Genomic DNA, 26184 nt, shown 5'->3' on the forward strand with positions numbered 1-26184 from the left:
GCGCGGCAGGTTCGGATTGAGCTTGCGCACCGGCAACGCCCGGACCTTATCGGTGTCGGAGACGATGGCCAGCTCGGCCTCGGGCGCGCCGGCGGCGAAATCGGTCTCGAGATCTTCGAGTTCGAGCTGCATCTGGCCGAGCTTCTCGGAGGAGCGGCCGAAGGCCTTGCGGTTGAAGCGATCGATCTGCAGCTGCAGGCGCTGGATGCGAAGCGCGGCCTCGGCGCGCTCTCTTCGCAGCTGCTCATCGCGTTCTGCAATGGCGATGTCACGGGCACAAACGGCCGCCTCCAGAGTGGCGATCCGGACGAGGAAATCAGCGATGGAGGGAGCTTGTTCCGACACCCAAATTACATACCCGAAAGACCTCGTCTACGGAAGCAAAATCGACACAAAATCAATGAGAACGGCCGAATTTAGCCGGCCAGACGCGGTCGATAAATCTTGTTCGGCCGGCGCCAATCGATCCCGTCCAGAAGCAGCGAAAGCTGTGCCTTGGTAAGCGACACGGTCACCTGATCCTTGGTAGTCGGCCAAGCGAAACACCCATCGGAAAGGCGTTTTGTAAAAAGGCAGAACCCCTGGTCGTCATGCGCCAAAATCTTGATGATATGACCCTTGCGTCCACGGAAGCAGAAGATCGCGCCGGTATGCGGGTCGAGCGCGAGCACCTGCTGCACCATGCGCGCCAGGCTGTTGATCCCGCGGCGCATATCGGTCTCACCGCAGCACAAGTAAATCCGGTCGGTCGGCACCACCGTGATCACCGGGTCAGCTCCGCCAGTACGATACGCAGCGCCGTCGGATCGACGGTCCCCTCGATCCGCAATCGCGCGCCGTTCGGAAAGGCCACGACGATCCTGCCGGCCGGGTCCGGGCAATCGGCGACGGGACGCTCGACCTCGGGCAGATCGCTTACTTCGATCCGCGCGAAAGTTGCCATCGCCCGATCGGCCTCGAGTTCGCCGCCGGCCATCTGCTTGCGCCACGCATAGAGCTGGGATGGAGCTACGCCGAACGCCTCCGCGACCTCAGGCACCGACGACCCCGCCGCGCTCGCCAGGTCGACCAACGCGCGCTTCTCAGTGCAACTCCACAGCCTTCGCTGCCGCACGCGCCCGGGCATCGCTGCACAATCTTCGGCCGGCGCGCCGCCGCTGATCTCGGCGACCATATCGCCCCTCGCATGTTCCAATGTCATGGCGCGAAAGCTCCATGTTTATCAGGCTATTGCAAGGTGCCTTGGCGCACCGCTTACGTCCCACAGCACTGGTCATCGCCAGCTTCATCGTCGCGCTATTCTTTCTCTCCCACGCCCTCCGAGTGATCCCCTTGGGCGTGACTTACGCGATCTGGTGCGGCGTGGGGATTGTGCTGACAACTATCGTGAGTATTGTCGTCTATCGGTCGCCGCTTGACCTTCCGGCTGCCCTTGGCATCTTTCTAATTATTTGTGGCGTGGTTGTGATGAACATTTTCTCCAAGAGTATCTCGACCTGATCGTTGGCGCGGCAATTTCATCCTGGCTAGACGTGAAAGCCGTGAGCCGGCCCTACGATCGCCCCTGCTGCTCGGCACGCCAGTCTTCGATGTTCTCAATCCTTCCTGAGCCACTGAGGTAACGACCAACCAGTTCGATGAGTCGATCGTGTCCGAAGGAGCCAAAGTGCCCTGCATGGACCGTCTCGATAGGCAGTTCGCAAAGGCGATGAAGGGACTCCCGAAAGAGGTTGGGATCGGAGTGCCAGGCATTGTCGATGAGCTCGCCATCATAGATGGCGTCACCGCTGAATAGCGTCTTAGTCTTCTTTTCGTAGAGCGCGATAGATCCCGGGGAATGGCCAGGCAAATGAAGAACTTGCAGCGCAAGATTCCCAAGTTCAAGCACATCACCCTCATCGAGATAGCCAGTGAGCGGCGCCGACACCAGGCGGTAGCTATCCAGCCGATAACCTTCATGAGGAAGCGCGGTCAACAGGTTGCCAGCGATCCAGGGGCGCGCGCAACTGTTGTCGAGGTCCGGCGCGTTGAATATCTCCGCTTCCCGATGATGCCCAAGGCGCACATCGAACTCACACGCGCACCCCATATGGTCGAAGTGCGAGTGCGTGCACACGGCGTGTACCGGCCGATCACGAAGCGCGGCGACCTCCATGCGCAGCGGCCGAAACCCCATCCCGGTGTCGACGAGCACGTCGCGCTCCCGGCCGTGGATCAACCACATATTGCAGCGCATCCAGGGCTGCACATGGCGTTCCAGGATCAGGCTCAGGCCGTCATCGATCCTCGCTACGTTGTACCAGTCTTTTGCGACTGGGATTTGGCCGTCTCCCATACCCGAATTGATTTCGAGTTTTTGCGACATGTTCTAAGCCCAAAGCTGAGATAGAGCCCGTATCCTTCCGCAAACCAAGCGGACCCCTCTTCTCGCAGTATCCCTAAATCCGTACTCACCAATTTATCCATGCGGCCTAATAAGGGGCGCGCAGTTCATTCATCGAAACATAGACGGTTTTCATCTCGGTATAATGGTGCAACGCAAGCTTTGAATTTTCACGACCGACGCCTGACAACTTAGAACCGCCGAAAGGGGCCTCAACCGGCGAAACATTATACGTGTTGATATAGCAAGTTCCTGCTTCGAAGTCTTTAGCCACCCGGTGCGCTCTCACAAGGTCTTTTGTAAATACACCCGCGGCCAGACCGAATTCCGTGGCATTGGCCCTTACAACTACTTCTTCTTCGGTTTCGAACTCCAGCACTGACATGACTGGGCCGAAGATTTCCTCCAGAGCAATAGTCATTTCGTCCGTTACATCAGTAAAAACAGTAGGCTGCAAATAAAAGCCAGGCCCATCCAATTGAGATCCCCCATAAACGAGACGCGCGCCCTCCGCGAGGCCCTTGGCAATATAGGCTTTGACGATTTCGACTTGTCGTCCGCTTATCAGAGGCCCGAAATTGACGTCGGGGTCCATAGGGTCGCCAATTTTGGCTGAAGCCAGCCTGGAGAATAGCCTCTCAAGGAAGGCTGTTTTTATGCCTCTTTGAACAAAGACACGTGTGCCGTTCGAGCAGACCTGGCCCGACGAAAAAAAGTTTCCCAAGATCGCACCACTGACAGATTTCTCAAGATCTGCGTCGTCGAAAACGATTAGTGGCGATTTGCCGCCAAGTTCCATCGTAACATGTTTCATTCCCTGGGCTGCAGCCGCGTATACCTTGCGCCCCGTCGGAACAGACCCGGTAAGGGATACTTTGGCGACGCGCTGATCCAACACAAGGGCGGCTCCAACATCACCATATCCTTGCACAACGTTGAACACTCCGCTCGGTGCACCCGCTTCCATCAGTGCCTCAGCGAGTTTCAGCGCAGACAGCGGCGTCGTTTCGGATGGTTTGAAAATCATTGTATTGCCACAAGCCAGCGCCGGCGCTGCCTTGGAACAGGCAATCTGGATCGGGTAGTTCCAAGCGCCTATACCAACACACACGCCAAGCGGCTCAGGTGTTGTAAAGGCAAAATCCCCATTGGAGAGGGGGATATATTCGCCGGTCAGGCTTCCCGCCAGTCCGCCAAAATACTCCAATGCGTCGGCTCCGGCAGAAACATCTGCAACGAGCGTTTCCTGAATAGGTTTGCCGGTATCGTGCGTCTCAAGTTCCGAAAGCTCATAGTTGCGAGCACGCAAGATATCGGCGGCGCGACGCAGAACGCGTCCGCGCTCGGTGCCTGTCATGGCGCCCCATCCCTTTTGCGCGTTCATTGCCGATTGGAGTGCCTGCTCCACTACCGCAGGTGTCGCGGCATGAAGCCTGGCGATGATCTCTCCCGTGGCCGGATAGAAGACATCGATCTCTTCGCCGCCCGCGCTCTCGACATATTTTCCATCAATAAAGTGGCTGGCCATCGGCTGAAACTTCATTTCCTTGGCGCTTCCTTTGTCGCATTCGCTCGGTGGTGCGGAACAGGCTGCTGTCCGCCAGTCATGGATTGCCAAGCCGCCATCAGGGGATGATTTACTGACGATCGGACTGCCGGGATCACCACCGGTCGCATTGAAGCAGAGTGCCGTCCAACCTGGAGCTTCAGCAATCGGTTCCCTGCTCTTGGGCGGCGACCTCTCTCAACCATCTTTGGAAAAGTTCGGCAGCTGGAGATAGCGTTCGGTTGTCGTTCCAGGTGAGGTAATACCCCCCGGGAGAAGGTAGCTCCAGGTCAGTTATCCTCGCTAACTTGCCCTCCTTTATCAGCGGGAGCACCAGTCTGTGCCAACCTACCGCAACCCCTTGGTCGGCTTCGGCGGCTTGCATTGTCACAGACAACTTGCCGAACCTGCAGCCCCGGAAAGAGCCGTGAGGTACCGCCGCGCGGCGGAACACCTCATCCCATCCTATCCAATCCGGATCACTGCAATTGAAGTGGAGTAAGCGTAGCTCGGGCAGCGATTGCACCGTCACATCCCTATGCTCTTGGGCGAACCCGGCCCCGCACACGGGATAAATCGTGTCATTGAACAGCAGTTCGGCTCTTTCGTCTGGCCATGAACCGAACCCGTACCGGATTCGTAACTCGACTTCAGAGCGACGATAATCTCGGGTATTGTCTGATATGATATGATCGACCGCGATCTCTGGATGCCGCTTCCAGAAACCTGGCATTCGAGGCATCAGCCACATCGATGCGATACTATCTGAGCAGGCAATGGTGACGTTCTTCGAAGAATCACCCCGCTTGACGCTTCTAAAAACCTCTGAAGCCCTCGAAAAACCGCTTGCTAGGACCGCGTAGAGATCCTCTCCGGCATTGGTGAGCGTGACCCCGGTGCGAAGCCGGACGAAGAGAGGCACCCCAATTTCTTCCTCAACTGCTTTGATCTGTCGGCTGACGGCGCCTGGCGTCACATTGAGTTCCGTAGCCGCGAGCTTAAACGACAGATGCCTTGCAGATGACTCGAACACTGCAAGCGCAGTTAGGGACGGAAGATCGTAGTAGCGACGAACCATAGTACTCGCAACCAAATTGGCCGCCCGAAATCTGGGCAGCGCTCTAGTCAAAGCCGGTGGGGACTATCGCCTTTGGCTAACGATCTCGAGCGTGCCAACTAGGACTCAGCCCGTATGCATGCGACTGACTTGTCAGCGGTGCCACGGAACCGCAGAGGCTATTAGCTTTAGCGTAACTTAGCATTGTTTTCTCCTGTTTGGTTTCACTCCAGGCAATGTCCAAGGGCGGCCAAAACCTACCAAGCGGCTCCTCACTTCGGGATTATAGGAACCTGATGCATTTAACTAACGAATATAATTCGACCCTGACATCGACTTTTCCGATGCTCAGCTCTGCCGATCGGTGATGGGTATGTCGCGGTCCGCAGATCAAACCCACCCAAGGGCGGGTATCAGGAATCTGGGCTACAGCTGGCGTTAGGCGGCGATACAATTGGCGGCAAAAGGGCTAAGCGCTTTGCCTCAGAGCCAGTGGAAGGTGACATTGCAGGACAGTCTTCCGGCCACGATGCCGCGGGCGTACGCGAAGCGATCGCCACCGGCGCGAGACTCATGGACACGGATGAAAATGGACGAGCTCTAGCCGCCTGGTTGGTCGTCGTGCTGCCCTGTGCCGCAGGATTTATCGGCGCCACTGGTTACCATCGCTCAACTGCCCTATCAGCTTCCGCAGGTGGCCGGGTTGCCCCGGGTGCGACATCGCCCGGTTTGGCGCGAGCGGTCAGGGCCGGGGTCAGAACGTGCATCTGCAAGCTTTCCGCGCACCCAAGCCAATGAACCTCAAGCGGGCTCGCAAGTGCCCCTTGTCGAGATTGTGCCGGTTCTGGCGACTTGCGGGACCGACCGTCATCGAAACCCGTCCGCTGGCTAGCGCCCCTCGAAAGCTGGCCTCCGCTTTTCCTTGGATGACCTTACACCCTCCTTGTGGTCGAGGCTCTGCGCTGTCAGGGTCACATTAATAGCTTCATAGTCCATTGATTCCGCAAGGTTGGAGGTCACGGCGTGGTCCAAGCTGTCCTTCATACGAGCGAATGCGAACGTGGGACCAGCTGCCAGCGAAGCGGCCAGGCCAAATGCGCTCTCGCTGAGATCCGCGTCGGGCACGACACGGTTGACGAGGCCGATGGTTTCCGCGCGCTTTGCATCTATGCGTTCTGAGAGAAACATCAGTTCACGAGCACGAGCAACTCCGACCAGTCGCGTCAACAGCCAACTGATACCGCAATCTCCGGACAGAGCGATGCGAGCAAACGCTGTCGTCAGAACGGCTGACTCTCCAGCGATGGACATGTCGCAGGCCAGCGCCATCGCCAGGCCGCCACCCGCCGCGGGGCCTCCGATGGCTGCAACCGTTGGCTTTCGCACCGCCATTAGGGACCCGATCAGCCTGCGGTGAAATGCGCGCTGGCTGGCTACCTGCTGCTCGAATGTTCCCTCGGTCAGGCCGCCCATGCCCCTTACGTCGACACCCGCACAGAACGCCCCTTTTGCACCCGCAATAAGGATAGAGCCAACTCTCGAATCGTCACCAAAACTTGAGATCAAGTTTACCCACGCTGCAAGCATTCCATCCGAAATCGCGTTACGTGCCTCCGGACGATTGAGAGTGATAATGGCAACTCGGTCACGGATTTCGGCCAACAGTTCACTCGTGCCTGAATCGACTTCGATTGTCTGCGACATCTTTGATGCTCCAACGTTGGACAATGACGGCTGGCTTGCCTGCATCCCGCTAGGGCTGACATTTTGCTCGCCACGGCCCCGTTTGATGGTCATCAGAACATCGCACGCCATGGAAAATATGCTTGCCAGGGCAGTGTAGACTTCTTTGCCAGGGGCGGTCAGTACGACTGCTTCCGCTCCATCCGAGTCAAGTAGGGGAACACCAAGTTCTTCCTCAATGACTTTAATCTGCCGACGGATCTCTCCGGCAGTCAGGTATAGCTCAGAAGCCGCAAGCTTGAACGAGAGATTGCGTGCCAATGCCTCGAATGTCTCGAGGGCACGCAGGGACGGCAGGTTATGATAGCGATGATCCATTGAACACTCCAATCAGATCGGCAGTCGCCAGCCGAACGACGGATGTCCACGTCGTTTTCTGGCTCACAAACACTCCCACCAAACGAGCCCCACCGATCTCCCCTGTGTCCAAGCCAGCAGTGTGCCGACCGCCGGTCGTGGCGTATCCTAGATATTTCAAAGGCGGATCACGAAGCTCCTTGCTTGCAGCGTTTACAGCTCAGCTATCGCTCGACCCGGTGACAGATCGAAACGAAATAAAGTCACGCCGAAGATGACTTTTTTGCGTGCTCTGCCGCCAGTTGGTCATGGTAGCGTGAATAATCGGCTGTGCGCTGTGGTGTTCTCGAAGACGGTGCCGCGTTGAATCGAAGCTGGGTCGGCGCTTTATCGCGCAAATTGATTTCGCTAGGTGAAAAAAACGAAGACGTCACGGAGAGAATGACGTTCACAGAGGAGAACTACAATGGTCAAAGGGTACGATTATTCGCAGCTGTCGGCCGTTAGCCGCAGGCGCTTTCTCAAGTCCGCCGCTGCCGCCGGAGCGCTGGCCGTCAGCTCATCAAGTGGCATTCTTCCTGCATTCGCCCAAGACGTCATTCCGAAGAAAGGCGGTCACTTCAAGATAGGTGTTGGTTCTGGGTCAACATCGGACTCGCTCGATCCTGCTACATATTACGAGTCGTTCATGTATATTTTCGGTCATAGCCTCAATGGCTATCTCACCGAGATGGACCCTAACGGCAATCTCGTGGGTGAGCTTGCCGAGTCGTGGGAACCCTCGAAAGATGCCAAGACCTGGACCTTCCAGCTGCGAAAAGGAGTAGAGTTCCACAACGGTAAGAGCTTGGATGCCGACGATGTGATCGCATCTATCAACCACCACCGCGGCGATCAGTCTAAGTCGGGTGTAAAAGATCTTTTAAAGACCGTGCAGGACATTCGCTCGGATGGCCCAGCGAGGGTAGTGGTCTCGCTGACGGAAGGTAATGTGGATTTTCCATACCTCATGGAGCACTATCAGCTCGCTATTATGCCGGCCAAGGATGGCAAGGCCGACAATTCCGGGGTGGGTTGTGGCGGGTACGTTCTCGATGGCATCGACTTCGGCGTAAAGGCTACCGCCAAACGATTCTCGAATTATTGGAAGCCGAATGCGGCTTGGTTCGACTCCATCGAGGTTCTGGCGATACATGATGTCGCTGCACGTACAAATGCGCTGACGACAGGTCAGATTCACGCAATGGACAGGTGCGACCTGAAGACGGTTCATCTCCTGCAGCGAAACAGGGGGCTGGAGCTCACGTCTATCAGCGGCACTCAGCATTATGTGTTTCCTATGTTTGTTGATGTTGCACCATTCGACAACGTCGATGTGCGTCTTGCCTTAAAGTATGCAATAAATCGTCAACAATTGCTCGATACTTTGCTTAGTGGATATGGACAGCTCGGCAACGACCATCCAATTGCAACTTCTAATCGCTTCTTCGCCAAGAACCTGCCACAACGCGAATACGATCCTGAAAAGGCTAAGTTCCACCTCAAGAAGGCCGGACATTCGGATTTGAAAGTGCAGTATCACGCGTCCGATGCAGCGTACACAGGAGCGGTTGACGCCGCAGTGCTCTATCAGCAGGACGCCGCCAAGGCAGGGATCACCATAGACGTTGTTCGCGAACCGGCCGATGGTTACTATGACAACGTGTGGATGAAGAAGCCTTGGAGCGCTAACTATTGGGGCGGCAGGCCCACCGCAGACTGGATGTTCTCCACTGCCTACGCGGCTGGAGCTGCTTGGAATGAAACCCACTGGAAGAACCCTCGCTTCAATGAACTCCTGATAGCTGCAAGGAGCGAACTTGCTGACGCGAAACGGCTCGAGATGTACACTGAAATGCAGGGTCTATGTAGAGACGACGGCGGCGCCATCATTCCCGTTTTCGCGAATTATGTGAACGCGATGTCGACGAAAGTCGGTCATAACAAGATTGGGTCAAATTGGGATTTGGACAGTTTCCGTTGCGCGGAGCGCTGGTGGTTCACGGATGTGTAGGGAATTGCAGTTTCGCCAATGAAACCAATAGCAAAGATTATCGGTCAGCGCGTCGCCTTCGGCGCGCTGACCTTGTGGATCGTCTCGCTGATTATCTTCGCCGGGGTACAGCTCCTCCCTGGCGATATCGCAACCGAACTTCTTGGGCAGTCTGCAACGCCAGAGACCGTCGCTGCTCTGCGTAAAAGCCTAGGCCTCGACGTACCGGCCTATCTGCGCTATTTCGACTGGCTAAGTTCCATGCTGCACGGAAACTTTGGGACCGCGCTTTCTAACGGCCGGGATATAGCTGAGCTCATTAAGCCGAGGCTTTATAATACTCTGCTCCTCGCCGCGAGCGCTGCAGCGATTTCGGTTCCCTTGGCTTTGGTTGGGGGAATCGTAGCAGCACTTTATAGGAACACCTTCGTCGATCGTGCCATAAATGTGGTCACGCTTGCCTCGATCTCATTCCCTGAGTTTTTCGTCGCATACATCCTGATCCTGTTTCTTGCCGTTCATGCCGGCATTCTTCCCAGCCTCTCCGACGTTGATTCAACGACCAGCGTGCTCGACCGTCTGATTGCAATGGCTTTGCCTGCCCTGACCTTGGCAGTCGTGGTCATGGCCCACATGCTGAGGATGACAAGAACCTCAATTATCAATCTTCTAGGTAACCAGTACATCGAGACCGCGCGACTTAAGGGCCTTCCGGAGTGGCGCGTCCTTGTCAGACATGCATTGCCCAATGCGCTGGCGCCGATCGCCACTGTGATTGTCCTCAACCTGGCGTATCTCATCACCGGCGTTGTGGTGGTTGAGGTCGTGTTTGTTTATCCCGGGCTTGGCCAGCTCATTGTCGATTCGGTGCAGAAAAGAGACATTCCGGTTGTCCAGGCGTGTAGTCTTATATTCGCGGCAACGTACATACTGCTCAATCTAACGTCCGACGTCCTATCCATAGTCATGAACCCACGCCTGATGCATCCGAAATGAGGCGCAATCCGTTGACTGACCGGCCGTGGAGCTATGCAACATGACACTGTTACAACCGTCGGGATTCATCAGAACGGGGGCCCGCAAATTTGCCTCGGCACCGTTGAGCGCGAAGTTTGGAATGGCTGTCATCATACTCTATGTACTGACAGCCGTTTTCGCCCCTCACCTGGCGCCATACAGCGAAGCTGAGATCGTCTCGGCACCGTTTGATCCTTGGAGCGCTCAGTTCTTGCTGGGAACTGACAACCTTGGTCGCGACATGTTCACGAGGCTTGTGTTCGGAGCGAGAAACACCCTGGGCATAGCCCTTATGACGACTATCCTCGCTTTTTCCATAGGCTGTTCGGCCGGTTTGGCCGCTGCAACCTTCGGAGGGTGGACAGACCAGTTGCTGTCGCGGCTCGTTGACGTTTTGATGGCCATCCCTCAATTGATCTTCGCACTTCTCCTTCTGTCGATTTTTGGCACCTCAATTCCAACTCTCATAATTGTTATTGCCATTTTAGACTCCACCCGCGTTTTTCGGCTGACCCGAGCTATCGGAATGAACATCGCCGTCTTGGACTACGTCGAGGCGGCGAGACTTCGCGGCGAAGGCCCCATTTGGATCATGACTCGGGAGATTCTGCCCAACATTGCCCCGACGCTCATAGCCGAATTCGGCCTCCGGTTTTGTTTCGTATTCTTGCTGATCAGCGGCCTTTCCTTTCTTGGCTTGGGCATCCAGCCCCCAACAGCGGATTGGGGTTCAATGGTTCGTGATAGTGCGACACTGATCACCTATGGCGACATCACACCGCTGCTTCCTGCTGGAGCGATCGCGCTGCTCGCAGTGGCCATTAATCTCGTTGTGGACTGGTTTCTCCATTGGGCAAGTGGGCTCAAAGAAGATTAGCCTTGGGCTGGCGACAAAACACCACTCTCTCCAAGAAGTGCATGGCCGAGGACGACAACGCCTTTGACGGCCGGCAGATAGTCGAGGACTCGCCGGCTCTCCAAAGCCACATCTTTCACCGCGATGTACGAGGTTCGCGTTAGAATCAACCAAGTCATGAGGACCAACTGTTGTCAGAGAAAGTCGTATACTTGCACGGGGACGCCCCGATGGGCGAAGCCTGTAGCAAAGATCGCTCCCCGGGGGACCAGGACACGTTGCTGAATATCCGCGACCTGCGGATTGAGGCTACGGTCTACCCGCCGGGGGAGAATCCAAAAGACATAATTCTCGTCCACGACGTTTCGCTGACGCTAAAACGGGGCAGGGTCTTGGGTCTGATTGGTGAATCAGGCGCCGGCAAGTCCACCATAGGCCTTGCCAGCATGGGCTACGCCCGCGGCGGTGTGAGGATCACCGGCGGTGAAGTCATGCTCAATGATCGTGACATACTTAAGAGCGGGAAAGTGGGCTTGCGATCGCTTCGTGGCCGAGAGATCTGCTACGTTGCACAGTCCGCCGCCGCCGCATTCAACCCCGCTCATCGGCTCATGGACCAGGTGGTGGAGGCGGCACTTTTCCATGCTATGGGGGCCCGGACTGAAATCGAGAAGCGAGCAATTGCCCTATTCAAGAAGCTTGGCCTTCCCTACCCTGAGAACATCGGCAAACGTTTCCCCCATCAGGTTTCCGGCGGTCAGTTGCAGCGCATCATGACCGCCATGGCGCTCTGCTCCGAACCTGACCTTATTGTCTTCGACGAGCCAACTACAGCGCTCGACGTCACAACACAAATCGAGGTGCTAGCCGCGATCCGGGATGCGATCCGGGATACCGGTGTCGCAGCACTCTACATCTCCCATGATTTGGCGGTGGTGGCGCAGGTAGCGGACGAAATCATGGTGTTGCGCCACGGCAGGCTCGTAGAGCAAGGGATCACGCAGCAAGTCATCAACCAACCGCTTGAGCAATACACAAGAGCCCTCGTTTCAGTCCATCACATCGATCACGAAGAGAGGGACCGCGCGAAGGCCTCTGTGCTGTCTGTCGAAGGCTTGACAGCCGGGTACGGGGACGGAGCGGTCAAGGTGCTCTGCGACGTCACCTTAAACCTTAATAAAGGGGAGACACTCGCGGTAGTAGGCGAATCTGGCTCGGGCAAATCGACCCTTGCACGGGTGATAACTGGTTTGCTGCCGCCATCAGGGGGCGGCATCCAGTTCGATGGCCGCCCCCTCCCCCGTCTACTGGCCGAACGATCAAAAGAGGACCTTCGCAAGCTCCAGATGATTTTCCAAACGGCGGATATTGCGATGAATCCGCGCCAGACTGTTGCGAAGATTATCGGCCGGCCGCTCGAGTTCTACTTCGGGATACGCGGCGCAGAGCGCGACCGTCGCGTGTTCGAACTGCTTGAGAAGATCGAAATGGGACAGGACCTTGCAAACCGCTATCCGGCAGAGCTGTCTGGTGGACAAAAGCAGCGGGTTTGTATCGCCCGGGCACTTGCGGCAAAGCCGAAGCTGATCATCTGCGATGAGGTGACCTCAGCGCTCGACCCGCTGGTCGCCAATGGAATCTTAAAGCTCCTGCTAAGCCTGCAGAACGATGAGGGCGTAGCGCTGCTCTTCATCACCCACGATCTCGCAACGGTAAAATCGATCGCCGACTCCATAGCGGTCATGTATCGCGGGGAGGTGGTTCGCTACGGGACAAAAGCCGAGGTGCTAAGCCCACCTTTTGATCCTTATACGGAACTTCTACTCTCTTCCGTTCCTGAAATGGAGGTTGGCTGGTTAGATAAGGCTATTGCTTCGAGGCGCATGGAGAGCGCCGGAAATTGATCTTTTCGGCTGGCTCCCGCGGATCCGCTGATGGCGTCCATCAGGCGTGCTGTGTCGCCTTAGATAGTTCCAAGGGTAGAAGTGAATGTGACGAGTGCCGCGGCCCTCACACAAGGTGACGTTGCCCCCAGTTTCTATCCAGTTCTGAGTTCGTTTCCGGCGTTGGTTTTGCCCTGCTGGGCAGGTCAAGCGACGGTCGCTTGCGCGGAGCCGTTGGCGTAGCGCAGCGCGAGCGACCGTCGCGGGGGGAAGGTGCTGGCGAACTCGTCCGGTGTCTGCCAGGCGATCTGCGAGTGCGGCCACGCAGTTTTGTAATCGGAGCGCCACAGGGCGGTCGCCGCGCGGGCCCGGGCCAGCGAGGGGAACAGCGTCTCGTTGAGCAGTTCGTCCGTTCCTTCAGAATTCCGATGATCTGCTTTTCAGAGAAGCGGGCTGCGCTTCATGTCCTATTCTAGTCCTCTCACTGGGCCAGAACGAACTTCAATCCGGATTGGATCGATGGGGCAACGTCAAAGGCCAGGCAGCAATTACGAGCAAGCCTTCCTTTTGATCGCTATCGCTCTCCCGGCGCGGACCGGGATGCCATGGCTAGCGTGGCTAGCATGCACCGTTCGCAAATTAGCAAGGATGTCAGAGGGAAATGGGACTACCTTGGGACCTGACATGTCAACATGAAGGCATAGCTGCTCGGACGTCGCTGCAAGCCATCCGTCAATGTGGCGAAGCTCCTGATAGACGTGTAAACGCTTCTCGTCGTAGTCCAACACCTGCAACGTGACGATGACGTTATGTCCGAAGTGCAATTCCCGAATATAACAGACGTGCGCCTCGGCAGCAAAGCTTGTCAAGCCGCGCGTGCGGGCGTAACCGCCGCCAAGCCCTAGCTGTACGAAGGCGTCCTCTCCGCCTCGGTCGAAGAGCACATTGTAATAGGCCATGTTGAGATGACCATTGTAATCTATCCAGTCTTTCTCAAGTTCCATCACAGACGAAACAAACATCGCTGATTGTGCTCCCTTATAACGACACGGCTGGCTAAATTTAGGCTTCCTGCGCTCTGGGCATGACGGCGAGCTATCCGAAGGCTTGTCGTGACGCATGAAGGCGGGCAACACCAGAGACGTTCGAGGGCGGCGAACGCTAGGTTACGCCTCGCCTTTTTCCTTTGGGCAACGCTGCCACGTTTATGACAGCTTCTGCGCTTTGTCAGAGCTGCTTCGCATCAAAACAATCGAACCGACTGTGCCCCCAAGGGGAGCGTGGACAGGGACACGGCGACGCACGGACAAGAAAGCGAGGTCAGCGCACTTAGGTAGCGCACTGACTCCGGCCGGTCCTAACAATGGACTAAGCGACAGGCATTATGCGTCGGCAAACCACCAGCGCTCGGCGTAACGGAATCCATCCAAATCCCAGCTCGATCCGATCTTGTTATGGCCGATTTTTCTCGACAGCGCGTTAACGTAGTTTGCGAATAGGGGAATGACAGAGCCACCTTCGTCCCTGCAGATAGCCTGCATTTCCGCATACATCTGCTCCCGCTTTGCCTCGTCCAACTCAGGGCGGGCGGCTAACAACAGCTCGTTAAAGCGAGGGTTTTTCCAATGGGCCTCGTTCCAATTCGCATCAGCCGCATAGACTTGAGAGAACATCCAGTCCGCAGTTGGCCGGCCGGCCCAATAGCTCATGCTCCAGGGCTTCTTCATCCACACATTGTCCCAGTAGCCATCGGCCGGTTCGCGGGCAACATCGAGGGTAATACCGGCTTTAGCTGCATTTTGCTGGTAAATTACCGCCGTATCGACCGCGCCCGAGAATGCAGCGTCAGATGCTGATAACGTCACTTTCAGATCCGAAAGTCCGGCCTTCTTGAGGTGGAACTTTGCCTTCTCCGGATCGAACTCGCGCTGGGGCAGATCTTTTGCGAAGTCCCGGGTTCCAGGGGCAATCGGGTGGTCGTTGCCGAGTTGCCCATACCCGTGCAGCACGGTATCAAGCAGCTGCTGCCGGTCGATTGCATATTTGAGCGCCAAGCGCACATCGACATTGTCCAATGGTGCGACATCAACAAGCATCGGCAAGGTATAGTGTTGGGTACCGCCAACAGACACGATCTCCAGACTCTTGTCCCGTTCCAGGAGGTGAACGGTCTTCAGGTCGCACCTGTCCATCGCGTGAATTTGGCCGGTGGCCAGCGCATTAGTACGAGCGACAGTGTCAGGTATCGCCAAAATCTCGACCGAGTCGAACCAAGCGGCATCCGGCTTCCAGTAGTTGGCGAAGCGCCTTGAGGTCGCCTTTACGCCGAAGTCGATGCTATCAAGCACATACCCGCCGCAACCAACTCCAGAAAGGTCAGGCTTCCCATCCTTCGCCGGCAGCATGGGCAAAGTGAAGTGATCCATCATATAGGGAAAGTCCGCATTCCCCTGTTTGAGCACGATAACGACTGTTTCCTGGCCGTCGGATCGGATGTCCTCGATCGAGTCGACGATCCCTTTCGCTCCTGATTTGGACTGTGGGCCGCGATGATAATTGATCGTGGCTATCACATCGTTGGCGTCCAAAGATTTTCCGTTGTGGAACTCAACGCCTTTGCGGAGTTTGAAGGTCCAGATCTTGGCGTCTTTGGAAGGCTCCCAGGCTTCCGCTAGTTCGCCCACCAATTTGCCATTCGCATCTACTTCGGTAAGGAACCCGTGCAAGTTATGGCCGAGCGTATGCATAAATGTAGTGTTATACGTGCCGGGGTCCAGGGAGTCGGTCGAAGATCCGGAGCCAATGCCTATTTTGAAATGGCCGCCTTTCTTAGGAGCGACATCCTGGGCGAATGCAGGAAGGATGCCACTTAAGCTGGCAGCCAACGCTCCGGTGGCAGCGGCGGATTTGAGAAAGCGCCTGCGGCTAATGGCCGAAACTAGCGCCGGATATTTACCCCATTTGTCCATTACAGTTCTCCTCTATGGATTGTCTTTTTGGCGCCCGAGCAAAAACAGCCTGAAGGCCAGACAGGCGGCAGAACGTAGCGTTCTGAACATCTCTCCCAAGCGCTATCAGCACAAAAACGCATTCAATTCGGCTGTCCAGCTCACGCTATCATGAGCCTGATATCCGAGAGGCGCGAAAAAAAATCACCCGTGGCGTGAACCGAAAGCCGGCAGTTGTCCCGACGATTTCGGCGAAGGGCGCCCCGCTCCACCGCTATTAATGCGCCTTGAGCCTCGCCATTCTCGCCACAGGCGCCCGAACGGGGCGGCTCAGAGGGCCCAAAAGGCCCTCCCCGCGGGAACACCAAGACGGGAAATGCCAAGTCTCGGCTCGTCTGCTAACGGCAAAGCCAGCGTCCGCGGCCGGCGTGAGAAGACTAGCTATATTCGGACATGAATGAAGGTTACGAAGATCCAAGGACGCCCATGCGCCTGAGGCTCTCGATCCTATCTTCGTTGTGACCGAGCTCCAACAAGATGTCTGTGGTGTGCGCGCCAAGGACTGGTATGGAGGTCAGATCAGACGAGGGCGTCGCTGAAAAGCGCGGAGCAGCGTTGGCCTGTAGCACACCGTCGACAGTCCGGTAAACGTCGCGTGCGACCATATGGGGGTGCACAGCGGCTTCTGGCATGGATAGAAGAGGCGCGAAGCATGTATCGGTCCCTTCAAGCAACTCAGTCCATTCCGCTCGGGTTTTGGTCTTGAAGAGCGCGGCAAGCTCATCGCCGAGTGGCCCCCAAACGCTCGGGTTTCCTCTTTGACTTTCCGCGAACCGCTCATCGTGATCGAGGCCAAGGCGCCTGATAAGCTCCTCGTAGAATTGTGGCTCCATGGCCTGCAAAACGATCCACTCGCCGTCTGAGCAGACGTACGTCCGGTCAAAATGCTTCCCCAGAGCCCCTGGCCGGGCGTTTGCAATGGAGAGGTCGTAGTCGATAGGAAGAAACGACACCAAGAGGTTCAACAAGTGAGCCGAGCCGTCGACCATAGCTGCATCAATCACCTGACCAGTGCCATCCTGTCTAGCCCGGAGAATTCCGGCGAGAACGCCAACGGCTAGATAGAGAGCCCCCCCGGCTATATCGCCTAGAATTGTGGGAGGGGCTTCAGGTGGCTGGCCAGGCTGGGTCGCGAACCATAGAGCGCCTGAAAGAGCGATGTAATTCGCATCGTGTGCCGCAGCCTTCGACAGGGGACCATGCTGCCCCCAGCCGGTCATACGGCCGTAGACCAACGAGGGGCGGCGGGCGAGGCACACATCTGGTCCTATCCCAAGGCGCTCCATAACACCTGGTCGATTGCCTTCGATCAAGGCATCGGCCCCGTCGATCAATTCCAAGAAGGTGTCGACTGCTCCTGGCTTCTTCATGTCCAGCACAATAGAGCGCTTGCCACGACTGCATACCGACCAAGGTCGGGTTGTGCCCACGTCTTTGGCTGGGCGTTCCACCGCAATCACGTCGGCGCCTAGGTCGGCGAGAAGCATGCCGCAAAACGGCCCCGGCCCCATCCCGACCATTTCGATGATCTTAACGCCGCTGAGTACTCCCATCGATCACACTTCCCTATTGGTAAAGTTTAGCGGGCGGAAAAAGCCGCTGCATCAAGCAGTTATCGGTATTGCGCGAATAGCTCGCGCGAGGAAGCGAATTAAAGTCATTTGCCAAGTGACTTTTTTGCGTAAGTTTTGGGTCAGTGGCGAGTAGCGTTGGACCGAATTGCCCTCGATTCAGCGTCACAACAGACAAGACTGGTCCAACTTACGGCGATCCGCCTCATACCCTTCTCGCGAGCATGAGTTCCCTGCTGATAATGTGGCGCTGGATCTCAGAAGTACCTTCCCAAATGCGCTCAGCCCGTGCATCACGATAGATGCGTTCCAACGGAAGATCAGTCATTAAACCCATACCACCGCAGGTCTGGATTGCCTGGTCCGCGACGCGCCCTAGCATTTCCGAGCACCACACTTTCGCCATTGCGCAGTCTTGGGCCACCGAAGGATATTTTTGATCAACTTTCCATGCTGTGTTCATTAGGAGAAGGTCACCGAGCCGGATATCAATTGCCATGTCAGCCAGCGGAAAACCGATGCCTTGAAAGTTGCCGATTGGCTGGCCGAACTGACGTCGTTGGGCCGCGAAGTCGGCGGCGACTTCAAACGCCCGCTCTGCACGCGCCTGGCATACGGCAGCTACGGACAGGCGCCCTGCCCCCAACCAATCCGTCACTAGCTGGAAACCTTCCCCCTCATTGCCGACCATCTGCCCACCGCCGATCCGGACATTGTCAAAGTGAAGGATCGCATTGCTATGCCCGCGGTGACCTAACTGTTTGTAGCCTTTGGCGACAACCAATCCCGGTGTATCCAGATCGACTAGGAAGCAAGAGATTTTTTTTCTGATTGCAGGCTTAGTTTGGTCTTCCCCCGTCACCGCGAAGAGGATCACGAACTGGGAACGATGCGCGCTTGATATGAAGTGCTTCGTCCCGTTTATCACCCAGTCCGACCCATCTCTGACAGCCCGTGTCTGCATACCACGCAGGTCAGATCCTGCATTCGGCTCAGACATGGCGATGCACTCGCGTTTTTCGCCGCGCATAACAGGCTCTAAAAAATGGGCAATTTGGTCGCCTTCGCACGCGGCCAGGATATCCAACGGTCGGCGGACACACTCTGCCAATGCAGTTGAAGCGCGTGAAAGGGCCTTCTCAACAAGGGTCAACGACACGCAGTCAAGTCCTGCGCCGCCAATACGCTCGGGCATATTGCAGGCATGAAGACCGACCGCCATGCCCTTACGACGGATTTCTATTTCCAGCTCGACCGGAAGATCGCCCGTCTCCTCCAACAACGCCTCGTGAGGGATCAATTCCCGATCGCAGAACTCCCGCGCGGTTTTGTAGAGGAGTTCCTGCTCTGCGGTGAGGTTGAATTCCATCAGCCGGTGCTTTCTTTGTCCTCGTCGGCAGACAATGCGCCTGCCGAGGCATATACTAGGCGATCCGAAGAAGAGCCGATCCGAGGGCTAACGCCCTTTCCACACCGGCTTTCGTTTCTCGGCAAAGGCCCGCAGGCCCTCCCGCTCGTCCTCTGAATTGAATACCTTTTGAGCTATCGGCAACTGTTTCAACTCCTCCTCGTCCGCTTCTGCGTCTCGATTAAAGAGCTGAAATATAATCTCTTTGCTTGCTGCTACTGCAAGCGGACCGTTTTCAAGCAGCGATTCAGCCAACTTCAGCGCTTCCTCAAGGGCTTTGCCTGGCTCGGTTAGATAGTTCACCACACCAAAGCGCTCTAGATAAGAAGCATCTTTGAAGACTCCCGTAAGGGCGAGTTCCATAGCCAGATGGTACGGCATACGCCTTGGAAGGCGTATTAGCCCGTTGGTCGCTAGCAGATTGTGCCTAACCTCGGGTAGACCGAACTTCGCGTCGCGCGCCGCTACAATCATGTCGCATGCCAAACAGGTCTCAAAGCCGCCGGCAAGGGCATAGCCTTCCACCGCCGCGATCAATGGTTTGGAGGGCGGGCGCCCCATGATGCCAAAGTCCCCACGGGCAAGCGGTGGAGGAGGACCATCTCTTTCCGCCGCTTTCAGATCCATCCCGGATGAGAAATTTCCACCCGCGCCCGTAAGAACACCAACGAACAGATCCTCCTCCCCATCTAGAAGATCCATCGCAGCCTGCATCGCCACTGTCGTGCCGATGTCGAATGCGTTTCTGACTTGTGGACGATTCATGGTGACGACCAATATATGGCCCCGGCGCTCAGTTAGAACTTGGCTCGTGTCCACGCTCATTTGGCTCTCCTGCATTCAATAAATGCGCGATCTTAGATGCTTGTTTTTCTCGCTGTCTGACGAGGATTCTTGCTGGCGGCTACCGGGCAAGGCGCATTACTGCATCGACAGCAACGACACCTTTCCCTTGGGGCCGCACGATCACCGGATTGATTTCGGCCTCAACGAAGCGTTCGCCGTTTGAAATGGCGAATTGGGAGAATTTTTGAATGGTGTCCACCGCTGCTTCGACATCGCCCTTCCTCCTGCCTCGCCACCCGTCAAGCATCTGGTACAACTTCAGACTACGGAGCGCCTCGGCGATCGTATCACGCGAGGCTGGCAATAGAATTGTGGCCGTATCTCGCAGCAGCTCTGCCTGGGTCCCGCCTATGCCGATGGTCAGAGCGAGACCTATCCCGTCAACCCGGCGAATACCCACAAGCAATTCGCCGACTCCATCCTTAACCATCTCTTCGACGAGGAAGTCCGAGACTGCGATTTCTGGAGCAGTTTTCTTCAAATTCTCTGCCATACTGCAAACAGCTCGCCACGCCTCGTCCGAAGTCCCCAAACTTAGCGCAACAGCGCCCAACTCGCTTTTGTGCGAGAGGTCCGCGCTGAGCGCCTTGACCACCACAGGGAACGTCAGATCCTCAAAACTCGTCGCCTGATCCGGCTTCACCACAACACTTCGAGGCACACTAATCCCGACGTTGGCCAGCTCTGCTTTCGCCGACGCCTCGTCGAGAGCAATTGGGTTAGTCACATTTGCCGAATAGAGCGGCAAAAGAATCTCCTCGTCACTCTTTCGCGCAACGATTTCCGCAAGTTCGGACGAACGGATCGCATTCGACACGGCACGAAGGCCGTCCTCCAATCCCTGCAGTGGCACTAATCCCTCTGCGATCATCCTTTCGCGGACACTTCTTGAAATCATTTCCGGCATCGTGTTGACAAAAGCGGCTGGCAAGCCGCGCTCTCGGGCAGCTTGTGCGAACATTGTTGTGTTAGTGTCCCAAGTCGTTGGGTCCCAACCGCCCTCTGGCGGGTAACACATGACATTCACTGCGACGTCGAGATTCCCCGACAAGAAAGCTCGGTAAATGTCGAGAGTTTTTTTGCCATCGTCAGCCGAGCTGACGATGTCTAGAGGATTGGCCGCATGGACAAAAGGCGGCAGATGTTTCTCGATTTCTGCTGCTGCTTCCGCTGAGGGTGGCTGAAGATCAAGACCGTTCGCTTCTGCGATATCAGAGCCAAGAACTGCGTACGTCCCTGAACTGGTAGCGTAGGCCGTGCGGCGCCCTTTCACTTTTGGTGCGTGAACGAGCATTTTGAGGGTTTCAAGGGCTTCGGTGTGAGTACTTACCTGGACAAATCCAAGCCGCTTGAACAACGCAGAGGCTACCGTGTCGTCGCCCGCAAGCGAAGCTGTATGTGACTGCGTGGCGCGCTGCCCCGCAGTTGTGCGTCCGCCCTTGATGGCGATCACAGGGATACCTTTACGCGCGGCTTTAAGCGCTGCAGCGGAGAGTGCAGCCGAATTTCTGATGCTTTCAAAATAGATATTCACAGCACGAATGCGTTCATCGTCCAAAACTACGTCCAGGACGTCGGCTGCCGTGATCATCGCCTGATTGCCGAGACCAACCGAGTAGGCGACCGGTAGCGACCGGTCCGACGAGCCTAAATCAGATAAGTACGATCCCCCGTTGCTTATGAGCGCAACGCTGCCGTTCTGATCGTGCTCTCCGAAAAAATCCATCATGAAAACGGACCGATCGGCGAAATTGGCAACACCCGGACAGTTGGGCCCGATAACCGGCATTTCACCGGCTGCAGCAACTAGGTCGCGCTGCGCCTGTTCTCCACCGCGCATTTCCGAGAAACCAGCGCTGTTGCAAATCGCGCCTGCGACACCGATTGCGGATAGCTCGCCAACAACCCCCACTACGTTCTCGCGCGGCACGGCTATGAACGCGACCTCCGGCACCTCCGGAAGACTGGCGATATTGGGCACACAGGGTATGCCGGCAAGCTCGCTACGACGTGGATTGACAACGTATATAGGTCCTTGAAAGCCGCGCGCACGACAATTATCCACGGCAGGTATCATCGACGCTCCGCCGATAAATACCGCACTCGTCGGCGCCAACATGCGCTTGAGACGTGCCTGCCTGTTCTCCCGGGCGCTGATATTGTCCAAAACGTTGACTCCCCTTAGTGACGCGGTGCGTGGCGTTCTGCTCAAGCCACGAGGCCATCGTCATATAACAATGCGGGTTGCCTGAAGATTCGAAATAAAATCATTCGGCTGGTTACTTTTTTACGCAACTCACACCCGAATGGTTCTGATAGCTGTCTGCCGACCGCCTTGCGCCCGACACAGTCGGGAGTGATCGCAGACCTATGACAGGGCCAGCCTTGCTGACTACGGTCCAGAGTGACGACACGGACGAGTCGGCTGCGTGAACTTTCGCATCCCGAAGATTGACAAGTTTTTGCTCGTTAGGTGGACAACGAGGGCTTGACCGTAGCCTTGCCATTGTCGAGGACGACAATACCACGGTCGCGAACGCTGCTGCGAAAACTGACGGTCGAACCGTTCCGCCACATTTCGGTACGAATGGTTTCTCCGGGATAAACGGGCGCTGAGAACCGCGCCTTCATCGCCGTCAAACGGGTAGGATCGTAATCACAAGCCTCGCGCAACAAAGCATGGCCAGCGATACCGAAAGTGCAGAGACCTTGGAGGATTGGAGATTCGAACCCTGCAACCCTGGCTATTTCCGGGTCCACATGAAGAGGATTATAGTCGCCGCTCAATCGATAGATGAGAGCGGCCCTAGCTTCCGTCGTATAGTCCCAGACCGCATCAGCAGCTCGGATGGGGATGGGGTGAGGTGATGGTGCGCCATCAGCCCGGCCACCAAAACCGCCGTTACTCTTGCAGACCTCAGTTGACGTTAAGGTCGCTATCTTTCGACCCGTAGACGCCTCTCTCAGCTCGTTGCTTGAGTAGATGAAAGCGCCTTTTTCAGCGCCCCGATCCAGGACGTCATGCACCTTCGTGGTACCAATCACGGCGCCTTCAACCGGTACAACGTCGTGGAGTTCAAACCCTTGCTCGCCGTGCAACACATTTTCCCATTTAACGCCGAGCGCCTTATCTTGAAGCCAGAATCCAGGGGTGGCAAGCACGACAGCCATTGTCGGTAAAGCCAGCATCCGATGCTCATAGACAAATCGCAATTGCCGGGGATCTGTCGGGGTCTCGCCCAGCCCGACACCTAAGGCGTACAACGCTGTATCTTTTCGTGAATAGTGGTGTTCGACAGGCTCAAACCGTCGGTTCAGTACGCGCTCTACGGAGAACTTCGTCATCGCACATTGCCCGCCAGATGATTTTTTTCATGACCTCGTGGGTACCCGAGCAACCACAGCCTGCGAGGGCAAGCCCACCCGATACCCCCAACCGGCTTCGTCCTCGCGCTTTGATAGTTTGCTAGGGTAGTGGAGGCGAGCGTCGGTTTCACTTTTCTGCGGCAAAGTCATTGATCATTCTAGCCGTGGCGCCCATAGCTGTGTGATATTCACCAGCAATTTGGTCGACTACCTCCCCAGCTGGTAGGATTTGTGAGACGGCCGCAACCGTATGGCCGGCGCTCCAGATATCGGTCCATCGCTTCGGCCCTGTTCCAGCAAGATCGGCGCTAAACCTCTTCCTTGCCTCATCAACGCTTAGCGGTATTTGCAGCTCGGCCAGATCGAGCCCGACGTCCAGGATAGACTGGCGTAGATAATTGGCATCGAATCCGTTAATTGCCTTCGTTAGCAATATGTCATCGATGCCTGCATTGACCACCATTTGCTTATGGCCCTGCGGCGCCAGGCTCTCATGCGTTGCGATGAAACGTGTCCCTATCATGCCGAAATCGCACCCTAGCACCTGTGCTGCCCAAAGCGCATGCCCGTCGGACAGACCGCCCGCGAGCCCCACCGGCCCGTCATAAATCGAGCGTACCACCCTGACAAAAGACAGGCCGTTCAGCCAGCCGGTCTGTCCTCCTGCCCCTGCGCTCAGAAGTACCAGACCATCGGCACCCACTCTGATCGCTTTTTCCGCATGCCGCATAGTGGCGACATCTGTCAGGACGGTACATCCAACATCATGCAGCTGGGGGATGATTGCCTCAGGCGATCCGACGCTTGCGAGCACAATCTTGACCCGGTGCTTGACCAGAACATCCACGTCGGCCTGAAGGGCCTCAGATGATCTACGCATCACGATGTTGGGGCAGAACGGCGCTGAGATATCGTCGGACTCAGCACAAGCTTTTTCTATCCTAGACAGCCACTGGTCAAGCTCTTCCGGCGAGCGCGCATTGAGGGTTGGAAAAGCTCCTATAGCTCCCTTCCGGCAAACCGCAGAAACGAGTTCAGGGCCTGATACATGCTGCATCGGTGCCGAGATCAAGGGAATGCGCAGTCGGGAAGTGATTGATGTAGGCAAACCCATTTCGCGTATCCTGCATCGCGAGAGACGGGCCGTAGACCGGCTTCATGGTGTACGGCCCCCTACCTCTTAGCGTTTCGAACCCAGTCTGCCGTCTGACAAATCCCATCCCTTTATGCCAGCTGCGATGTCGACCTGTTATAAGCATGCAGTCAGGTAGGAAATCCGAAATAAAATCGTGTGTTGGGTGATTTTTTTGCACGACTGTAGCGCGCCCACCTCATGATAACATCAGCTTCGAACGGGCCTAAAATCAAAGGCACTAGCGCTTCCGGCCAGCTTTTCCGCTGACGCAAATCCACGAAATCGGCGACGACGCCAGCTCGATCCTCTAAGTGATTGGGAGACGGCGCGATCGTTGACGCTGCTTCTGATGGCCGGGAAAGCGAATTCGGTGAATCAAGATCGGGGCGATGATGACACTTGGACTGGCATCTCCTGTCGCTGTCGGCGATGAAATCAGCAGATCGTGTACGGCAGTTCGGCTCGTCGATCGTGATCGATCATAATCGTGCTCTTGAGCGGCGGAACGGCACGTTGAATGCAATCCATGCGCTCGCAAATGCGGCACGAGACGCCGATGGGCTCGAACGCTGAAGAGTTGCCAAAATCCAGCCGGTCCGCATAGACGAAATCGCCCGCATCGGAGATCTCGCATCCAAGCGCGATCGCGTAGCGCCGATGGGGAGCGCCAAATCCGCCGTCCGCCTTAGTGATCTCTGTCGCGATACTGAGGTATCGCACCCCGTCCGGCGTTTCGGCCAGCTGGCAAATCATGCGGCCTGGGGTTTCAAACGCCTGATGAGCATTCCACAACGGACACGCCGCCCCATATCGGGCAAACTGTAACCTCGCGGCGCTATGGCGCTTGGTGATGTTGCCAGCTCTGTCGATGCGCGCGAAGAACACCGGCACACCCCTCATCCGAGGCCTTTGCAACGTTGAAAGGCGATGCGCCACCTGCTCACGGCTGGCGCCGAAACGCATTGCGAGCAGGTGGAGGTCGTGGCGAAGTTCCTTTGCCGCGGCCAGGAAGGGACGGTATGGCAACATAAGCGCGCCGGCAAAATAATTCTGGAGGCCGATCCTGCATATCTCCGCCGCTTCGGAGGTCCGGAAGCGCGCGCGCTCAATGATGGCGTCGATCTCCGAACGGTGCTCCAGGGCGCCGATCTGGAATGCCATCTGAAAGCTGCGCGTCGAGGGAGGGGAATATGAGTTCAAGTAGAGCACGCGCGCGGAAGCATCGAATCGCCTGATCATCCGTTCGCCATTTCCAGCGCGCGCGATGCGAACGCGATGGTGCTGTTCGAGGTGCTCTGACAAAGCGGCTCCGACATCTCGATCCGGTAGGCCCAAGGCATTCGCAAGATGCTCGGCTGCCCGGTCGAGCTCGTCGATGTAGTTGTCAACAAAATGAAAGAAGTCCCGGACTTCCTCGTAGGGTGTCGCCTCGGCAAAAGCATTGGTTCGGATCAACTGGTCGTCGAAGCTGGCAAGCTGCTCACTATTTCTCCGATAGGCCTGATGACAGGTGATCAGCGCGTGCGCGAGAGACGGTGCGTTTTGGGCAACGAGCTTGAGTTCCTGAAATCCTGCTGAAACACCGCTGAACACGGGGTCAGCGAGTGCCTCGCTCAGTGCCGAGAGCAGCCGGTCGGCCTCACTGCCGCCGATCGAAGCGATATCGACCTGGAATTTTTCGGCCAGCGCAAGAAGCACCGCGGCTGACACCGGTCGCTGATTGTTTTCTATCTGGTTCAGATAGCTGGTCGAAATCCCCAGACGTTCAGCGAACACCGCCTGGGTGGCCTTGCTGGCCTCCCGCAGTTCGCGCACGCGGCGCCCAATGAAAAGCTTGCCGTTGGCCATTTGCAAATTCGCATGTTGCTATTTGCAGTTTTATACATTTCGCAACCGCACCCGGCAATCCTTTTCCATTCATATCCGACGAACTAATGCGGAGCGTAATTCCAGTGGAGGCGCTCATGCGATTGTGCAGCGAAGCAAGCCGAGTACGAGGCAAAGCCGGCTCGCCGCGACGCAATTGCCGACGGCTT

20 protein-coding genes and 2 pseudogenes are annotated in these 26184 nt (G+C 56.6%); 5 read left to right on the forward strand and 17 right to left on the reverse strand.

Annotated elements, in window-relative coordinates:
* Positions 1–60 precede the first annotated feature (60 nt).
* The 3 genes and pseudogenes from J1C56_RS31135 to tnpA all read right to left on the reverse strand — a co-directional run.
* Positions 61–345: pseudogene (locus J1C56_RS31135) on the reverse strand (transposase domain-containing protein); the annotation flags it as partial.
* A 71-nt stretch (positions 346–416) separates the two neighbouring features.
* On the reverse strand, positions 417–767 hold the full coding sequence (gene tnpB, locus J1C56_RS31140) for an IS66 family insertion sequence element accessory protein TnpB (protein ID WP_214393793.1): 351 nt from the start codon (positions 765–767) through the stop codon (positions 417–419).
* Complete coding sequence (tnpA, locus tag J1C56_RS31145) at positions 764–1174, reverse strand: IS66-like element accessory protein TnpA (RefSeq protein WP_246592214.1); 411 nt, start codon at positions 1172–1174, stop codon at positions 764–766. The genes tnpB and tnpA overlap by 4 nt, the downstream gene beginning before the upstream one ends.
* Before the next feature lie 41 nt (positions 1175–1215).
* On the opposite strand from tnpA, the gene J1C56_RS31150 reads away from it, so the two are divergent.
* Entirely contained in the window at positions 1216–1500 is a 285-nt protein-coding gene (locus tag J1C56_RS31150; protein ID WP_246592216.1) for a DMT family transporter, read from the forward strand.
* Positions 1501–1552: 52 nt separating this feature from the next.
* On the opposite strand, the gene J1C56_RS31155 is transcribed toward J1C56_RS31150, so the two are convergent.
* The 4 genes from J1C56_RS31155 to J1C56_RS31170 form a co-directional block, all read right to left on the reverse strand.
* On the reverse strand, positions 1553–2365 hold the full coding sequence (locus J1C56_RS31155; protein WP_214393796.1) for an MBL fold metallo-hydrolase: 813 nt from the start codon (positions 2363–2365) through the stop codon (positions 1553–1555).
* A gap of 106 nt (positions 2366–2471) precedes the next feature.
* Entirely contained in the window at positions 2472–3926 is a 1455-nt protein-coding gene (gene betB / locus J1C56_RS31160) for a betaine-aldehyde dehydrogenase (protein WP_214393797.1), read from the reverse strand.
* Positions 3927–4089: 163 nt separating this feature from the next.
* Positions 4090–5007, reverse strand: coding sequence for a LysR substrate-binding domain-containing protein (locus tag J1C56_RS31165; protein WP_214393798.1), 918 nt, complete (start codon positions 5005–5007; stop codon positions 4090–4092).
* Between the two features lie 867 nt (positions 5008–5874).
* Positions 5875–7047 (reverse strand): enoyl-CoA hydratase-related protein, encoded by a 1173-nt coding sequence (locus J1C56_RS31170; RefSeq protein ID WP_214393799.1) that lies wholly within the window; start codon positions 7045–7047, stop codon positions 5875–5877.
* Between the two features lie 445 nt (positions 7048–7492).
* Between J1C56_RS31170 and J1C56_RS31175 the strand changes: the two genes are divergently transcribed.
* The 4 genes from J1C56_RS31175 to J1C56_RS31190 all read left to right on the forward strand — a co-directional run bounded on the left by J1C56_RS31175 (position 7493) and on the right by J1C56_RS31190 (position 12835).
* On the forward strand, positions 7493–9079 hold the full coding sequence (locus tag J1C56_RS31175; RefSeq protein WP_214393800.1) for an ABC transporter substrate-binding protein: 1587 nt from the start codon (positions 7493–7495) through the stop codon (positions 9077–9079).
* 18 nt (positions 9080–9097) lie between these two features.
* Positions 9098–10054, forward strand: coding sequence for an ABC transporter permease (locus J1C56_RS31180; protein WP_214393801.1), 957 nt, complete (start codon positions 9098–9100; stop codon positions 10052–10054).
* 40 nt (positions 10055–10094) lie between these two features.
* Entirely contained in the window at positions 10095–10952 is an 858-nt protein-coding gene (locus J1C56_RS31185; RefSeq protein WP_214393802.1) for an ABC transporter permease, read from the forward strand.
* A 209-nt stretch (positions 10953–11161) separates the two neighbouring features.
* Positions 11162–12835 carry an ABC transporter ATP-binding protein gene (locus J1C56_RS31190; protein ID WP_214393803.1) on the forward strand — a complete coding sequence of 558 codons (1674 nt, stop codon included), beginning with the start codon at positions 11162–11164 and terminating at the stop codon, positions 12833–12835.
* Between the two features lie 185 nt (positions 12836–13020).
* On the opposite strand, the pseudogene J1C56_RS31195 reads toward J1C56_RS31190, so the two are convergent.
* The 10 genes and pseudogenes from J1C56_RS31195 to J1C56_RS31240 all read right to left on the reverse strand — a co-directional run.
* Positions 13021–13239, reverse strand: a pseudogene (locus J1C56_RS31195) (integrase core domain-containing protein); the annotation flags it as partial.
* 123 nt (positions 13240–13362) lie between these two features.
* Positions 13363–13836: a thioesterase family protein gene (locus J1C56_RS31200; protein WP_246592218.1), complete on the reverse strand. Its 474-nt coding sequence runs from the start codon at positions 13834–13836 to the stop codon at positions 13363–13365.
* A gap of 360 nt (positions 13837–14196) precedes the next feature.
* A complete protein-coding gene (locus J1C56_RS31205; protein ID WP_214393804.1) occupies positions 14197–15783 on the reverse strand; it encodes an ABC transporter substrate-binding protein in 1587 nt (528 codons plus the stop codon).
* A gap of 443 nt (positions 15784–16226) precedes the next feature.
* Complete coding sequence (locus tag J1C56_RS31210; protein ID WP_214393805.1) at positions 16227–17375, reverse strand: CaiB/BaiF CoA transferase family protein; 1149 nt, start codon at positions 17373–17375, stop codon at positions 16227–16229.
* 223 nt (positions 17376–17598) lie between these two features.
* Entirely contained in the window at positions 17599–18762 is a 1164-nt protein-coding gene (locus tag J1C56_RS31215) for an acyl-CoA dehydrogenase family protein (protein WP_214393806.1), read from the reverse strand.
* An 87-nt stretch (positions 18763–18849) separates the two neighbouring features.
* Complete coding sequence (locus J1C56_RS31220) at positions 18850–19626, reverse strand: crotonase/enoyl-CoA hydratase family protein (RefSeq protein WP_214393807.1); 777 nt, start codon at positions 19624–19626, stop codon at positions 18850–18852.
* 79 nt (positions 19627–19705) lie between these two features.
* A complete protein-coding gene (locus J1C56_RS31225; protein WP_214393808.1) occupies positions 19706–21814 on the reverse strand; it encodes an acetate--CoA ligase family protein in 2109 nt (702 codons plus the stop codon).
* A gap of 302 nt (positions 21815–22116) precedes the next feature.
* Entirely contained in the window at positions 22117–22992 is an 876-nt protein-coding gene (locus tag J1C56_RS31230) for a MaoC family dehydratase (protein ID WP_214393809.1), read from the reverse strand.
* Positions 22993–23140: 148 nt separating this feature from the next.
* Entirely contained in the window at positions 23141–24136 is a 996-nt protein-coding gene (locus tag J1C56_RS31235) for an NAD(P)H-dependent flavin oxidoreductase (RefSeq protein WP_338001544.1), read from the reverse strand.
* A gap of 447 nt (positions 24137–24583) precedes the next feature.
* The gene (locus J1C56_RS31240; protein WP_214393811.1) at positions 24584–25996 is read right to left on the reverse strand and encodes a helix-turn-helix domain-containing protein; all 1413 of its coding nucleotides are present in this window, start codon (positions 25994–25996) and stop codon (positions 24584–24586) included.
* Between the last annotated feature and the right edge of the window lie 188 nt (positions 25997–26184).

The sequence above is a fragment of the Aminobacter anthyllidis genome (assembly GCF_018555685.1).
In the GTDB taxonomy this organism is placed as follows: domain Bacteria; phylum Pseudomonadota; class Alphaproteobacteria; order Rhizobiales; family Rhizobiaceae; genus Aminobacter; species Aminobacter anthyllidis.